Here is a 16,140-nt window from a genome sequence, read left to right on the forward strand (position 1 = left end):
CGATTCCCGTCTACTCCATCTGCCCGACCTCGCGACACTTCGAGTCCGTTGGACGGTCCAACTCGCGGGCTGCGCCTCCTGCTCACACGCGAGATCCGCTGGCGCCCAGCAGCGCCGCAACGCCGTCGCTGCCCCATCGCGCACCACAACGCTCGATCCGGCCGGGGATCGACGGCGAAGCGCCACGGAACGGGGTGATTCGTAGTAGCGTGCGTAACCTGGTCCAGGCTTAAACAAGCCTTAAATCAAAGGTACTTGACGGCCCGGAGGGCGGCGCACCGGTCGCCCCGGGCGTTGGAGGGAAATCGTGAGCGTCGCGCCGCGCTTCATGGCCGCGAAGGCACGTCCGTTACCGGTCCTCGTGCTGGCGGACATCAGCGGGAGCATGAAGGAGCCCGAGGAGAAGATCGATGTGCTCAACGAGTGCATCCGCCGCATGCTCGATGACTTCGCCTCCGCCGATGTCGGGCGGGGTGCGATCCATGTCGGCGTGATCGCCTTCGGCGGAGGGGGCGCGACGGAACACCAGCGGTTGGTACCCGCCACCGAGGCGATCTGGACCGATATGGAAGCCTTCGGAGGCACCCCGCTCGGCGCCGCGCTCCGCCTCACCCGGGACGTCCTCGCCGACGAGGCGGTGATCCCCGCCCGCGCGTTCTCTCCCACCGTCGTACTGGTCTCCGACGGGATGCCCAACGACGACTGGGAGGAAGGGTTGGACCTGCTGCTCGCCTCGCCCCGAGGGGCCAAGGCCAATCGACTCGCGGTCGCCATCGGTGGCTCGGACATGACCGAGCCGGCGAAGGCGGTGTTGCGCAGGTTCGTGAGCGACGAGTCCACCGGTGTGTTCGAGGCACAGGAGGTCGGGCGGATCCAGCAGTACTTCCGCTGGGTCACCGTCACCGTCACCCAGCAGGCCAGGAGCACCCGCCCGGGCGTGTCACCGGTGCTCAGCCCCGAGGACCTGTCGGGCTTCGGCGCCTGAGCCGACTGATCCCACTCTCGAAGGGAACCGATCGGTGGCATCACGGTGGGACCTCGGCGGTCTGCTGCGGCCCGTGGAGGACGAATACCATCAGTTATGGCCGTTGTCGCATTCCATCGGAGTCGGCGGCCAGGGCGAAGTGTGGCTGGCCAGGGGCGGACGCACGGCCATCAAGATCATTAGCGCCCCGACGGAAGAGGCCGCGGAAGCGGTGCACGCGCGACTGCGGCGCATCCAGCGACTCCCGCTCGACGGACTGCCCCTGGCAATTGTGCAGGCGCTCCTCGCACCGCCGAAGCTCGGATACGTCATGGAACTCATCGATGAGATGGTCCCGCTGGACGCACTGTGCTTTCCCGATGAGGACGATCTGGCGGCCTGGTACCTGCGCACCGGGGGCCTCGACCGCCGGCTGCGGCTGCTGGCGAAGCTCGCGGACGCCATCGCCAGGTTGCACGCGCGGGCCATCGTCTATCAGGACCTCTCGCCGTCGAACGTCCTCGTCTCGGCCTCCCGCGAGCAGGAAGAGATCCGACTGATCGACGTTGACAACCTCGGGCTCGTCTCGGCGATCGGGTCCGGGGCCGTCTACACACCGGGCTACGGCGCCCCGGAGATCGTCCGAGGTCGCAGCGGGCCCACCACCCTCACGGATGCCCACGCGCTCGGCGTACTGGTCTTCGAGACCCTGACCGGCAGTCATCCGTTCCGGGGCGATGCGGTCCTGGACGCCGACCCCGACTACCAGCAGGAGTACGCCGACCGCTTCCGGCTTCCCTGGATCGACCACCCCACCGACCGCTCCAACGAGTGCACCAACGGCATCACACCGCGCGAGGAGTTGATGTCCGCCAAGCTGTGGGACCTGGCCGGCCGGTGCTTCGGTGCCGCGGTGGAGGATCCGAGGGTCCGCCCGTCCGCCGCCCTGTGGGCCGCGGCGCTGCACTCCGCGGCGGGTCAGACCGTGACCTGTCCGGAGTGCGATTGGGTGTACCGGGCGATCGCACCCTCCTGTCTCCTCTGCGGGCGGCCGACCGATCCCTCCTGGGTACTGCGTCATGGCATCACCTGTCCGGTGGGCGTGGAACCGGAGCCGGGCAACGATGACGGTCCGCCCTGCAACAGATCGGCGGAGGTGCCCTTGCCCGACTTCACTGTTCTCCAGCCCGCCGCCGACACCACACTGACCGCGCGCCACGCCGCCCCGGCGCCTGACCGGCCCGACGTCCCCGTCGCACGGTTGCGGTTCGACGGGCGGGACGCGACCGTGCTGAGCCTCGCCCGCGAAAGCCTCTGGCTCGATCACGACGACGGCCGCCCCTGGCGGGAGATCAGACAGGGCGGCCAGGCCGTCGTCCCGGTGGGCGATCTCGGCCGAACCTGGACCCTCCACTTCGGAGCGCGCGATTCCATCCACCGTTGGGTCCGGCTGATGCGGCTGGCGGTGCCCCGTTGACTCCACGACAGAAGTCACCCGCAATGCCGGAACGCATGCCCGGCGCTTCGGTCCTACTGTCACTGATGTGGCAGCGAATACCCACCGAGTTCATCGGAACGCCCCTCGCCGACGGCACCGAGGTCCGCTTCCACCACCGTCCCACCGGCCAACTCGACCTGACCACCGAGGACGCCACCTACGGCGTCCGACCGGCCGGGCCCGAAGACGGACGAAAGCTGGAGCAGCTGCGCGCGGCAGGCTCCAGCTCCGTCGTAGTGACCGCGCACAGGGTCACACCGCGCCCACCGGTGGCGCGCCTGCCACGACAGTCCCGGCCGGGGAGAGCCCCGGAGACCGATGAGCCGTTCACCGTCCGGGCCCATGTCTACGCACCCGCCACAGGACTCGCCCTACCGCTCACCACGGGCCTCCATCTCGATGTCACCGACGCCGTGGTCGAGGACGCCCGCAGGTACACCGACCGGGCCGACACCGCCGACGCCGCATCGACCATCGCGTTCCTCGCTCGCGAACTGCTCCTGGCCCCGCGGCACGGGGCACCGGCCGAGGCCCGACGCATGGTGGTGTCGGCGGGTCCGGCGGGCAACCTCGCGGCAGGATTCCGACTGCACGGGCCCCAGTTGATGGCCGACGTCGAGAAGCACGGCGACGGCTACCGGCTCACGCGTCTCATCAGCGCGGTCCACGACAGGTCCGGAGACTCGGCGCCCAAGGCGCTGGCGGTCGGCGCTATCGAGCTGCGCGACATGACGGCGCGGCAACGCGACCGGGTGCTGATCCAGCGCGGACTCGACCTCGTGGCGGGCCAGGACAGCTATCTGGCCATGTGGGACAGGTACCAGGAGCTGGAAGCCCACCACATCCGCCGGCGGATCACCGACTTCGGAGCGATCCGCTACAGCCGCGTCCGGGTCGAGCCCGACGGCCGCTGTGCCTTCACCGTCCATCTGGGCGGGGCGCTGCCGCGCACCCGTGCCGTGTTGGAGAACGCGACGACGGTCGAACGGATGGAGATAGAGGCCGCGGCGGACGTCCCGGACTCGGTGACCAACACCGCCGTGACCGACCGCGAGTGGCTGGTGGCCTCGCGCGCCCAGCGCAGCGGTGCCTGGGTCGGGGAACCACTCGGCTACGACGAGGTGACCGAGACCCTGCGGCTGGCCGGAACCCTCCACGACCAGCGGGACCCCGCTCCCAAGGGATGGCTCTATCTGGCGCACCGCGGCGACCAGCGCCGGCTCGACCGGCGCGAGAAGGCGATGCAGAAGCTGCGCACCGACGGGACGCACATCCCCGCGCTGCCGACCCTGTTGGAGGGCGGTGCCTGGCCACAGCCGGCCCAGCGGCGGATCACCCGGCTCTCCCGTGCCGCGCTCGACTGCTTCTTGCCGCACGGACCGACGCCTGCCCAGCTCAACGCCGTGCTGACCGCGCTCAACACACCCGATCTGGCCGTCATCCAAGGGCCTCCGGGCACCGGCAAGACCCAGGTGATCGCCGCGCTGGTCAATCAGTTGGGCGACCTCGCACAGGGGGGCGATGTCTCGGGCAGCACCCTGCTCACCAGCTTCCAGCACGCGGCGGTGGACCATCTGGTGACCCGGGGCTGGGTCTTCGGGCTTCCGCCGCTGAAGGTGGACTCGCGTGGCCGGGGCAGCAGCGTCGCCCTGGACACCTGGCGGATCGAGGCGGCCCGCTCGGTCGACCTGCGGTTACGCGAACGCCCTACGGGTCGGCATCTGGCCGCGCGGCGTGCGGCTGCCGACCTGGCCGCCGCCTATCGCGCAGCCCCCGTCCCTCCTGAGTATCTGACGCAGTTCCTGGACCAGGTCCTGTCGGAACTCTCCGACATCGCGGAACCCTCACTGGTCCATGAGCTGCGCGCCCGGCGCGAGGCGGCGCGGGAGCAGCGGCATCGTGCCGTCGCGGTCGCGGACTCCGAGACTCGTGCGGAACTCCTGCCCTACGTGCGGTCGTTGCGCTGTACCGAGACGGGGTTCCTGGATGACGGGCCTTCGTGTGCGCGTGCGCTGCTCACCCGGCTGGAACTGGCGGACAGCCCGCTGCTGGAGGGCGTCGCCTTTCGGGAACCCCTGCTGGCCGCCTGCCGTGAAGCGGTTCCGACTCCGGACCTCCTGCACTCTCTGGCCGAGTTGCGCGACGCGTTACTCGACCGTTTCACGGCACGGATACGGCTGCCCGAGGTCACCGTCGCAGATCCCTTGGTGGTGGACCTCCTCGACCGGGTCGCCGCTCAACTCTCCGAGGCCGTGACACGGTCGCCCGACGCCGTGGCCGCGGCACTGCTCGACTACCGGGACGATCTGCGCAACGATCCGGAGGGGGTCGACGCGACCCTGCGCGCGTACACCGTCTCGCTGGCCTCCACCTGTCAGCAGGCCGTGTCCAAGGCGATGGCCGATGTCGGACGGCCGGACGGGGTCTTCGAATCGGTCATCGTGGACGAGGCGGCACGGGCCAATCCGCTCGATCTCCTCATCCCGCTGGCCCAGGCACGTCGCCGCATCGTGCTGGTGGGTGACCACATGCAGCTTCCGCACATGCTGGAGCCCGATGTGGAGCGCGAACTGGGTTCCCTGGGAGACCAGATGCGCGACCGGCTTCAGGAGAGTTTGTTCCAGCGGCTGGCGCGGCAGTGGAAGCACGGTTCGTCCGACTCCCACCCCCGGTTCGCCCGTCTCGACACACAGTTTCGAATGCATCCGGTGCTGGGCACCTTCGTCAGCGACAACTTCTACGAGGGAACCCTGCGCAACGGTCGCGACGCGTCCGAGTTCGCGCACGGCATCGATCGGTATGGGGAGTTGCCCGCGGTGTGGCTCCGGGTCCCGCTGTCCTCGGGTGGCGAGACGAAACGGGGCACCAGCCGGGCCCGGCGCGCCGAGGCTGCCGCCATCGCCACCGAGATCGTCCAGTTGATCGACCGGTACCCGGGGCTGACCTTCGGGGTCATCGCCTTCTACGCCGCACAGGTCACGGAGGTCTGGACCGAACTGAAGAAGGCCGGTATCGCGGAGTTCACCGAAGCCGAGGGGTGGCGGCCGATCCCCAGGCTCTGCCGGGACGAGAACGGCACCCCGCTGGACCGACTGCGGGTGGGCACCGTGGACGCCTTCCAGGGAATGGAGTTCTCCGTCACCTACCTCTCGACCGTACGCAGCTGCGCGCCGGAGGCCCGTACGGACGCCAGAAGGAACTACGGGCACCTGACCGTGAAGAACCGGCTCTGCGTGGCGATGAGTCGTCAGCAGCGGCTGCTGGTCGTGGTCGGCGACGACGCCATGTTCGGGCCGGGAGCTCCGGAGGCGGTCGAACCGCTGACCGAGTTCCTCGCGCTGTGCAGAAAGGAACGGGACGGCCGTGTCCTTCGACCGTAGGGCGTCCGTGTTCCAGCTCAGCGCCCCGCCGCAGGGCCACTACCGGCCGGTGCTGCTGCCCGTGTGGGTCTACCAGGCGATGGCTCCCACGGGCTTCTCCCGGACCTTGGACACGTTCCAGATGGTGGTGCTCCGGCTGTGCGCCGCGGGGGTGCGTGACATCGGAGAGCTCTCGGGGCTGATCGGCCTCGACGGCTCGCTGTGCCGCACGGTCGTCGCCCGGCTCATGGAACGCGGGTTGATGGGATCGGGGCTGAAGCTCACCGAGGCGGGGCGGGACACGGTCAGGCTCGGTGAGGTCGCGGAGACCGAGCCACGGCTGATCCGTGTCTTCCAGGACCCGGGCACCGGAGCCCTGCTACCGCGCATGTTGATGGCCGATCCCGTACGTGCCGATGTGCGCGGGTACCGCGGTCGCCAGGTGACCATCCAGTTCGGTACCGCCGGAGCCTCAAGGGAACTCAATACGCTGGCGCTCGACGGCGACGCGGACCCAATGCGGCCTTCCGAACGGGATGTGCTGGAGGCGTGCCGGGGGCACGACATGGCCGCACGCGGCATCCGTGGCAGCGCCCGCAACACCCGCCCGACGGCTGGAACCTCCCAGCGGATCGGGTTCCACGGTTCTCGTACCCCGGCCTACCTCGTGTGCTACCTCATTGCGGACGACGACGGCTCGGGACGGATGTGGACCGTGCTCGACCCGTTCGCCGTGGGTGACGGACGGGTCTTCGCCGACGTTCTCGCCGCCCGGGTCGAACGGGAACCCGATCTGGCCCGTCTGATCGAGACCCTCGCCGGCCCCGACCGTCGGGACCGTGTCTTCGCCGCCCGCCGAGCCGATCGGGAGCTGGCGGAGGACGCCCGGGCCGACGTGGTGGCGACGCTCGGCGAGCAGATCCGGGAGCACCCGGAGGTCCTGGCGCACCTGGCCGACATCGAGTTGGCCCGGGTCAAGGACACCCCGCGGGAGCGCGAGAACCTCGTGCGCAACGCCATCCGTGTCTTCGAGTGCATTCTCCCCGGGCTCAACGAGAAGTACCCGGCTTCGCTGCCGCCGTCGAACGTGTCAGAGGTGCGACAACGGGAGTTCGTCCTCACGGCCCAACGGCTCGGTGCCCTCTCGGTGCCGCCCGAGATGCGGCACCACTCGGGGAGCGGGCCGCGCGGCGGCTTGGCCGGGGACGTCATCAAGGCCGTCTGGGCGGCCCGGGGCAACCCCGACCACCCGTTCGCGATGTTCATCAGGCATCGCCCCGCACTGCTCGAAGACCTGGAGCGCTCGCGCATTCTGCGCAACAACGCGACCCACGCGTCCGTCGGGCCGCCTGCGTCCGACGAGTTGGAGAACATCCGGACGCTCGCCTATGAAGCAGCCGCCCACCTGCTCGGGATCGAGTGCCGTCTGACCGGCCACGAGAAAGCGAATTGAACCATGGGAAAGAACACCGGCCGCGGCCGACGGACCAATCGCGCCAGGTCGAGAGGGCCGGTGGGGCAGGGGCAGGCCACACCCCCCGCGTCCGGTCCGACCGCGCCCAGTGCACCGGCTCCTGCACCGACCAACGCGGCGCCGCGTCTGCACGAGGACGACGACGCACAGGCGTTGTTCGACGAGATCCGGCAGTTGGCGAGCGAATCGGAATCGCTCCTGACCACAAGGGACGAGCCGAACAGCGACACGACCGAGTTGGAGCGCGTCTGGGCGGTCTTCCGCGCACTGGCCCGGCGCCAGGCCGAAGCGGTGGACGCCCTCACCGCGCACGAGGAACGGATACGTGCCGAACGGTCAGCGCTACGGGCGGACGCAACCGAGCGAGCGGATGAAGCAGCCGCCCTCCGGGAGGAACACGATCTCCTCGATGCACGCGCCACCCTGCTGGACCGTAGAGAGGCCGAGTTGGAGGCCCGGCAGCAGAAAGCCGAGCTGCGCTCCACCGAACGTCGGCTGGAAGTGGCCAGGGAGCTGGAGGTGTGGGTGGCCGACCACCGCCGCAAGGCGGTCGAGGCCCTGGAGGCGGAGCACGACGCCTGGCGCACGCGCTGGGCCGAGACCCAACAGCGGCTGTCCGACGCCCAGGGGGCGATGGACCAGCGCGAGAGCGACTTCGCCCAGCGCGAGAGGGATCTGCGGTCGCAGCAGTCGCGACTGAAGATGGACGAGGAGGACATGGCCCATCTGCGCAAAGTCCTCAAGGAGCAGCAGACCTCCCGTGAGGAGCGGTTCGAGCGTCAAATCGACGCCAGAACGACCCAGCTGGCCCAGTCGGCGGAAGAGGACAGGCGCCGTGTGCAGGTCCTCACCGAGGCCAATGAGCGACTGAACGCCCGACTGTCCGAGCAGGAGGGCTCGTTGGCCGTGCTCGGTGGTCAGACCCCGGACCGCATCGCCGAGCGCATCGCCCGGCTCCAGGCCGAGAACGCGCGGCTGACCGAGGAGATGGCGACTTCGCCGCGGGTCGATGCCCAGATGCTCGTCCGGCTCCAGGAGCAGGTCCGACAGTTGTCCGTCGACAACGAGGAGTTGGTCAGGGAGCGGGGGGAGCTGGAATCCTCCCTCCAGCGCGATCGCATCGCCGTCAACGAGCGGCAGAACTATCTGGACCTGAACAACTACCTCCAAGCTGCGAACAGCCAGATCCGGCAGACGCTCGACGAGGAGGCCGCGAAGCTCAACGCCACCGCCGAGGCCGGAAAGAAGGGACTCGCCTTCCCCGCCTGCTCGCGGATGGACCTGGACTTCGGCACCCCGCAACCGTCCGTCACGCACCCGCCGCAACTGGGTGACCTCGTCGACCAGATGCAGGCGGTGATCCTTCAGCACGGTCGGCTCGCCTACCGCCGCTCCGATCTGCGTCTGGTGCTGGCAGGCATGGCCATGAGCCGGCTGCATCTCTTCCAGGGCATCAGCGGCATCGGCAAGACAGGACTCGGCCGGGCTTTGGCCACGGCTTTCGGTAGCGCCGGCAGTGTCGCTGTCGTCCCCGTACAAGCGGGTTGGCGCGATCCGCAGGACCTCATGGGGTACTACAACAGCTTCGATCGGATGTTCTACGAGTCCGAGTTCACCAAGGCCCTGTACCGGGCCCAGTGCCCGCAGTTCAGGGACCGTCCGTTCTTCATCGTGCTCGACGAAATGAACCTCTCCCATCCTGAGCAGTACTTCAGCGGTGTTCTCTCGGCCCTCGCGATCAAGGAAGGCCCGCGGCTGGCATTGACCACAGCACCGGTGCGCAACCCTCCACACCTGCTCATCGACGGCACCCATATCTCCGTACCGGACAATGTGTGGTTCATCGGAACGGCCAATCACGACGAGACGACCGTGGGCTTCGCCGACAAGACCTACGACCGGGCCTTCGTCCTGGAGCTTCCCTGGCAGCACCCCGAGTTGTCCGATGACACGACCGGACTGCCTGATCCCCTGGGCCACCGAGCCCTCATGGGGGCGTTCGACGAAGCCCGCAGCCGGTACGCGCAGCAGGCCACAGCCGTCATCGACTTCCTGGACATCGGATGGCGCGGCCGGTTCGCCGAAGACCTCGGGATCGGTTGGGGCAATCGGCTCGAACAGCAGATCAAGGATTTCGCCCCGGTCGTGATCGCCGCCGGTGGCAGCCTGGGGGAAGCGGTCGACCATGTGCTGGCCACTCGCGTCCTACGATCCGTCGGTGGCCGGTACGACATCCACGCGGACACGTTGGACGGACTGCGCGCCGACCTCGTGGAGAGTCTGCGGGAGTTCGACGGAGCCCATGACCCCGTGGCGACCGACCGACTGTTGAACAGCGCGATCCGGTCGCGTGGCCGCCGATGAGCGGCAGGGAGGCGAGCGAACCCGACGCTGATTCTCCGCAGGTCCGTCATCTGATGACCCTGTCGGCGCGGCTCGCCGGGCTGACCACCACTCTCGACGACTGGCTCGCCATGCCACCGATCACCCTCGACACCGGTGAGGAGACCATCGCCCTCCCACTGGAGGAGGTCTTCGAACGGGAGTCGGGCGCGCTGCGGGCCGTGTGCAACCGTCCCTACACGCGTCTGCGGACGATCGAGGAACCCATGCCCGCGTCGCGAGTGCGTTCGATCGCGCCCGGAGCGGCGACACGGCTGGCGGCGCACCCGGAGGACTGGGCCTCGCACACCCTGGCCGGGGTCCGGCCACACCGTCTGTTGGCCCGGCGCAGCGAGGAGGATCCGGACATCTACGAGAACCGGATCGCCGTCGGGGTCCTGCATCTGATGCGATCGCACCTCCAACAGCGCATCGCCAAGGTGAGCGCGCTGAACCAGATGGTCAGTGATGTGCAACAACTGCGGATGCCTTCGGAGAAGAGCGCTTGGAGGGCCCGTCGCGACCTCGCAGGACTGCTGCGGAACATCGACGATTCGGATCGGCACCGGGCCGCGGCCGAAGCCCGGCTGGGCGAACTGGAAGCCGCTCTCGTCGATGTGGAGACCATGCTCGGCTCGCCGCTGGCCCGGGCGATCGGCCACCGCGGGCCGCCACCAGGCGATCTGCACGCCACGAATCTGCTCACCGCCGATCCCGGTTACCGCAGGGTCGCCAGGCTGTGGGAGGCGTGTACGGCGAACGTGGGGGCGCCCGCGGAACCGGGGGCCGAACGCCGTCAGGAAACGGACCTCGCCTTTCGGCGCTTCAGCGCCCTCCTCCTACTCCTGGCCTGCCGACTGCTGGGGGCGACACCGGTCGCCGGCCAGCCTGCTCCCACTCCGGGCACGACGTCATGGTTCCGGTTGCGGGGCGCTGAGCTGGCAGTCGAGTGGACTGCCGCTGGCGACTTCGTCCTCCGTTGGAGGGGCAGTCCCGTGCTGCGGCTTCTGCCCGTCCTGACCGATCTGTGCACCGCACCGGACATCGCCTCCTTCGCCGCTGCGATCAGTGCGGTCGGGGAAGCCCGACCGTTCGCCGATGGGGTGCGGGACCTGGTCGTCTATCCCGGCTCGCTGCCGTCGCGCCAGAAGGCCACGCCCGAGGTGGCTGCCGCCGCGTATGCCGTCGGACACGGCACGGTGGGCGGTCCGGAAGGTTCGAGGGCGGTGGACGTCGCGCCGCTGTCACCGCTGGAGATCTTCAGCGTGAGCCGTCTGGTGCGGGCGATGCACTGGGCCACGTTGGGTGCCGATGCGAGGGGCTATCCGCATCTGGTGCCCATGTCCGCGGGTGAGCGATCAGCGTTGGCGGACTGCGACTGGGTCGAGCCACGTGCCCATGGGGTCGCGGTCGTACGACCGCCCCTGCCCCAGGAATTGGACCGGCTGCCCGTGCTGCTCACCCCGCCCCATCCTCGCCAGGGCGGACGCCGAGCCGCCGAGAGCGAGAAACGGCGGATCCATGCCCTGTGTACGGAGCTGGAGGACGCGGGTCGGGCCACGGCGTTGCTCGCGGTGTGTCCGGTGTGCGCCAAGACCGATCCTCACCGACCGACTTCCTTCAAGCCGCGCACGGGGGACCTCTTCGCCGCCGTCTGCTCCTCCTGCCAGACGCGATGGGAACTGCGTCGCTGCACCTCCTGCGACGACACGTTCCCCTTGCTCCATCCCCATGGACACGCCGCCTCCGGCACCGTCGAATCCGAACTCGATCGCCGCCTGGGAGGGGCACTGTTGGCGGTCCCCTGCTGGTCCGTGCTCCATACGGAGCAGGCTGTCTGCCCCACCTGCGGCGCGTGCGGCCAGACTCCCCCAGCCTCGGAGTGTCCCCGCGGCTGCCGGGCCGGTGCCGGAGCCTGAGGGCCGCCGGCACCCGTATCGACAAGAGAGACGCATAGCTGAGCGGTGCAGAGCCGCTCGCCTAGGACCGGTGCCCTGCCGGGCCATTCGGCAGGGTTCCTCGCTGAACCCGCCCCCTGTGTCCGTCAGGCCGCCCGACCGGTGGGCGGTACTGCCTCGGCGGCGGGTACGGGCCCCGGGGCTTCGGCGTCGCCGAAGGGGGTGCCGCCCAACTGCTCGCGGTGGTGCGGTGTCAGCCAGGAGGAGAGGTCCGGGCCGATGGGCACGATGGCGGTGGGGTTGATGTTCGTATGGACCTGGTGGTAGTGCCGGGCGATGTGGTCGAAGTCGATGGTGTCGCCGAAGCCCGGCGTCTGGAACAGGTCGCGGGCATAGGCCCACAACACCGCGTCCTCGCTGAGTTTGTTGCGGTTGCACTTGAAGTGACCGTGGTACACGGTGTCGAAGCGCACCAGGGTGGTGAACAGCCGGATGTCGGCCTCGGTGATGGTGTCACCGACCAGATAGCGGCGTGTGGCGAGCCGCTGCGACACCTGATCGAGTCGTGCGAAGAGCTGTCGCACGGTGGTGTCGTAGGTCTCCTGGTGAGTGGCGAACCCGGCTTTGTACACACCGTTGTTGACATCTCGGTAGATCGACTCGGCGACATCGTCGATCTCCTCGCGAAGCGCCTCAGGGTAAAGATCGGGGGCGCCGTCGCGGTGCAGATCGGTCCACTCGGTGGCGAAGTCCAGGGTGATCTGCTGGAAGTCGTTGGTGACCAACTTGCCGCTGGGGACATCCACGATGGCCGGGACGCTGACCCCGCCGGGGTAGTTCCGCTCGCGGGCGTCGTACGCCTCACTGAGGAAGGCGATGCCGAGCACGGGATCCACGCCACCGGGGTCCAGGGTGAACCGCCAGCTGCGCTCGTCCTGGATGGGGTCGGTGACGGCGAGCGAGATCGCGTCTTCGAGACCGAGGAGTCGACGGGAGATCAAGGTGCGGTTGGCCCAGGGGCAGGCACGGTTGATCACCAGCCGGTAGCGCCCGGCTTCGACGGGCCAGCCGTCCCGGGCGTCCGCGGTGATCCGGTCCGCGAAGTGGCTGGCGGACCGCTTGAACTCGCCCTTGCCGCTCTTGTCGTCCTGGTCGGTGGCGACCATCACGCCCTCTTTTCCGATGTGCGCGTCTTGGCACCGGAGCGAAGCCCCTCGCACGGAACAGCTGTGCGACGAGGGGTTTTCCCGCCGGAGAACCGATGTAGTCCGTACTTCAACAGTACGGGACGGCGTCGCTCACTGCCGCCCCACACACCGATCGCGAGATCCCCTTCCCCGTCTGCCTTTCGTGCCTCCAGGCGGCCCGCGGGGCGCGAGGGTCCAGCCCCGGTCCGGGCACCCCGGGGACCGCGTTCCGGTTCGGTGCATAGGGCCGTCCTCGGTCGTACCGGCACGCTCCGAGGGCGCCGCCGCCCGGACTGCCGTCCGCCGCGGGCCATGAACCGTCTGTGAACGGGCAGTCGGGTTCTGGGCCCGTACGTCTCGGCCGAGAGGACGCAGAAGGTTGACCCCTGCCGACATCGTGTACACCGCCCTGGGCTTGGGGGCGCTCGCCGCAGCGGTCGTTCCGCGTCTCGTTCGACGACGCCCGCTGTCGACACCCATGGTCTTCCTTGCCGCCGGTGCCGTGGTCGCGCTCCTGCCGTTGCCCCTACCGCAGGTCGACCCCGTGCAGGACCGGGTCTGGGTGGAGCACATCGCCGAGGTCTGTGTGATCGTCTCGCTGATGGGCGCGGGTCTCGCGCTCAACCGTCCCTTCGGGCTGCGCGCCTGGGCCGGACCGTGGCGGCTCATCGGCATCACACTGCCCCTGACCGTCGCAGCGACCGCCGCCCTCGCCTGGGCGCTCCTCGGTTGGCCGATCGCCGCCGCGCTGCTGGTGGGAGCCCTGCTCGCGCCGACCGATCCGGTGCTCGCAGCCGAAGTGCGCGTAGGTGAGCCCACGGCCGACAAGGACGATGAGGACGAGGTCCGCTTCACACTCACCGCAGAGGCCGGGCTCAACGACGGCCTCGCCTTCCCCTTCGTTCTCGCCGCCACCACGCTCGCCGCCGCCCAGGGCGTGTGGAGCCAGGCCGACTGGGGGCGCTGGTTCGCCGTGGACGTCGTGGCGAAGGTCGCCATCGGCGTCACGGTCGGCTTGGCCCTCGGGCGCCTGCTGGGGTGGATGTTCTTCAGGGCCGGCGCCTCCGCGCTGCGGCTGTCCGACCATATGGAGGGATTCGTGGCCCTCGCCGCGACCTTCCTCTCCTACGGGATCGCCGAACTCGCCCACGGCTACGGTTTCCTCGCCGTCTTCGTCACCGCCTGTGCCATCCGGGCTGCCGAACGCGACCACGGCTACCACCGGGTGCTCCACGAGTTCACCGATCAGATCGAACGGCTGCTGACCGCCGCCCTCCTCTTCCTCCTCGGCGGGTACCTCGTGACCAGTGGCTTCGCGGAGCTGACCTGGCAGGCGGTCCTACTCGCCCTCCTGCTCATCGTCTTCGTCCGCCCGGCTCTGGGGTGGATCGCGCAGTGGGGGTTCGTCACCGGCCCCCGCGAACGCATCGTGACTGCGGCATTCGGGCTGCGCGGGATCGGCTCGCTCTTCTACCTTGCGTACGCCCTGGGTCACAACGGATTCGACGGACTGGCCAGTCAGCTCTGGGCGCTCACCGGCGTCACCGTCGCTCTGTCCGTCCTCCTGCACGGTGCCAGCGCCACTCCGATCATTCAGCGTCTGGATCGGCTACGGGATGCCAGGCCGACGGACGGGCCACTGTGAGGAGCAGAAGAGCGAAGGCGGCAGGTGTGCAGCCCTGGGGTGTCGTCACACTGTCGATGCATCGGTTCCGGTCATGGGTGGGATCAAAGGTGGCGCAGATGCACGCGGGCGACGCAGGGCATCGACCAGTGCACGTGGGTCGTCCGCGTGGAAGCGGATGGTCCGCGCTTCCGCTGTCCCGCCGAGCGGTCGGGTGCAGACGAGTGGACGCGTCAGTTCAAGGGTCACCGTGGTCTGACCGGCCACGATGAGATCGAGCACTCCATCGTCCGACAGGGTCACGAGCCTGCCGGACGGATAGCGGCGATCGATCCGCACGGAGCCGACCGCGTCCGCGGGGACTGCGAGATCAAACAGTGCACCGTAGCGAATCCTCAGGGAGCCGTCGGATCGCACCACGTGGGGTCGGGTGACGCAGGCGGCGTGCATGCCCAGCAGGAGCAGGACCCCGTACACATCGACGACGAGCAGCACCGCATGGACCACCGGCCAGGGGATCAGGAAGGCCAGCGCGACCGTCTCGACCACCGAGACGAAGATCAGTCCGTACATGAGTGCCGTCTGCGGTCCGGTGTACCCGGCGATCTGGTCCCCGGGGCGAACGCCGTGCTTTCTACGGGCGACCCACAACCCGAGCGAGACCATGGCACGCACTTCGTGCAACAGGAGGCGGCGTAGGCGTACGGGCACGACAGCGCGCCCAGCGGCCACCAGGGCGTGTGACGGCCCAAGACCCCGGTCGCGCCCGTGTGCGTACAACGAGCGGAGCACCCATGCCTCTGCGGCGAGCACCGCCAGCACCATGACCCCGGCGGACGCGGTCACCCACATCGGTATGCCTACCCCGGCCAGTTGGCACACCACCAGGGTCAGCTCCCCCGGTATGACAACAAGGGCCGCGATCCGTGCCACTCGCACCCCGACGACAACTCCAGCTCCACTCATCCCCGACTCCTCCGCATGAAAGCTTCCATCACCCGGCGTACGACTTCGGCCTGCGCGGGCGCGTACTCCGCGAGCAGGGCCTCCCGGAATCCGGGCACAACCCGCCCCTCGGTGGGGATCGCTGCGAACACCTCATCGGGGACGGCAGCCACCAGATCGGCTGCCAACACCGGGATCCGGGGATCGTCGGTCGGGGCGTCGGCGAGTGCGTCGAGGCGTTCGTACAGCGCGAGCAGTGTCGGATCGGCTGCCAACGGGCCCAATGCGGCATACACCTGCTGGCCGCCGACACCCAAGGCGTCGAGGAGTGTCAGATGTTCGCGGTCCTTCGCCGCGGCGGGCGACGCAGTGCGCGGCGCCTGGGCGAAGAGCGCGGTGAGCTCGGGCGACGAGGCTTCGGTCTCGCCCGGCTCGGCGGCCAGCAGGATCGCGAGCCTCCGCCGACGCTCCTCGATCTCGGCGGCCTGTCGGGCGAGGTCGGCGTCCAGTTCCTCCAGTACGTCGGCCAGATCGCGGCCCGCATCGTCCATGAGGACGTCCCGCACTTCGTCGAGGCTGAGCCCGAGTTCGGTCAGCCGGCGTACACGTGCCAGGAGGACGGCGTCCCGGACGCTGTAGACCCGGTATCCGTTGGGGCGCCGCTCCGGTTCGGGAAGCAGCCCGACATGGTGGTAGTGCCGGATCGCCCGGGTCGTGAGCCCGACGAGCGCGGCGATCTCTCCGATCCGCATGGCCTCAGTAGAAACCCTGCCGTCGCGTCAAGGTCAAGCACCTAGGCGGTGGGCCGA

Annotated in this window: 10 protein-coding genes; 7 read left to right on the forward strand and 3 right to left on the reverse strand. The window is 69.2% G+C overall.

From position 1 onward, the window contains the following. Nucleotides 1–307 precede the first annotated feature (307 nt). The 6 genes from OID54_RS02300 to OID54_RS02325 are packed head-to-tail and all read left to right on the forward strand — an operon-like array spanning nucleotide 308 to nucleotide 11,596. Nucleotides 308–985, forward strand: coding sequence for a vWA domain-containing protein (locus tag OID54_RS02300; protein ID WP_329013138.1), 678 nt, complete (start codon nucleotides 308–310; stop codon nucleotides 983–985). A 34-nt stretch (nucleotides 986–1,019) separates the two neighbouring features. Further along, a complete protein-coding gene (locus tag OID54_RS02305) occupies nucleotides 1,020–2,441 on the forward strand; it encodes a protein kinase domain-containing protein (RefSeq protein WP_329013141.1) in 1,422 nt (473 codons plus the stop codon). A 23-nt stretch (nucleotides 2,442–2,464) separates the two neighbouring features. Then, the gene (locus tag OID54_RS02310) at nucleotides 2,465–5,842 is read left to right on the forward strand and encodes a DEAD/DEAH box helicase (RefSeq protein WP_329013144.1); all 3,378 of its coding nucleotides are present in this window, start codon (nucleotides 2,465–2,467) and stop codon (nucleotides 5,840–5,842) included. Continuing rightward, complete coding sequence (locus tag OID54_RS02315; RefSeq protein ID WP_329013147.1) at nucleotides 5,826–7,274, forward strand: hypothetical protein; 1,449 nt, start codon at nucleotides 5,826–5,828, stop codon at nucleotides 7,272–7,274. Before OID54_RS02310 ends, OID54_RS02315 begins: the two co-directional genes overlap by 17 nt. A 3-nt stretch (nucleotides 7,275–7,277) precedes the next feature. After that, nucleotides 7,278–9,659 (forward strand): hypothetical protein, encoded by a 2,382-nt coding sequence (locus OID54_RS02320; protein ID WP_329013150.1) that lies wholly within the window; start codon nucleotides 7,278–7,280, stop codon nucleotides 9,657–9,659. Further along, entirely contained in the window at nucleotides 9,656–11,596 is a 1,941-nt protein-coding gene (locus OID54_RS02325) for a DUF2357 domain-containing protein (protein WP_329013153.1), read from the forward strand. The genes OID54_RS02320 and OID54_RS02325 overlap by 4 nt, the downstream gene beginning before the upstream one ends. A 125-nt stretch (nucleotides 11,597–11,721) precedes the next feature. Here OID54_RS02325 and OID54_RS02330 read toward each other — a convergent pair whose 3' ends face one another. Continuing rightward, entirely contained in the window at nucleotides 11,722–12,741 is a 1,020-nt protein-coding gene (locus OID54_RS02330; RefSeq protein WP_329013156.1) for a glutathione S-transferase family protein, read from the reverse strand. Between the two features lie 400 nt (nucleotides 12,742–13,141). Here OID54_RS02330 and OID54_RS02335 point away from each other — a divergent pair, with 400 nt between their 5' ends. Beyond that, the gene (locus OID54_RS02335; protein ID WP_329013159.1) at nucleotides 13,142–14,407 is read left to right on the forward strand and encodes a cation:proton antiporter; all 1,266 of its coding nucleotides are present in this window, start codon (nucleotides 13,142–13,144) and stop codon (nucleotides 14,405–14,407) included. A 45-nt stretch (nucleotides 14,408–14,452) separates the two neighbouring features. Here the strand turns inward: OID54_RS02335 and OID54_RS02340 are convergent, their stop codons facing one another. Continuing rightward, a complete protein-coding gene (locus OID54_RS02340; protein WP_329013161.1) occupies nucleotides 14,453–15,352 on the reverse strand; it encodes a hypothetical protein in 900 nt (299 codons plus the stop codon). Further along, nucleotides 15,349–16,083 carry a MerR family transcriptional regulator gene (locus OID54_RS02345; RefSeq protein WP_329013164.1) on the reverse strand — a complete coding sequence of 245 codons (735 nt, stop codon included), beginning with the start codon at nucleotides 16,081–16,083 and terminating at the stop codon, nucleotides 15,349–15,351. Before OID54_RS02345 ends, OID54_RS02340 begins: the two co-directional genes overlap by 4 nt. Between the last annotated feature and the right edge of the window lie 57 nt (nucleotides 16,084–16,140).

The sequence above is a fragment of the Streptomyces sp. NBC_00690 genome (assembly GCF_036226685.1).
Lineage (GTDB): Bacteria > Actinomycetota > Actinomycetes > Streptomycetales > Streptomycetaceae > Streptomyces.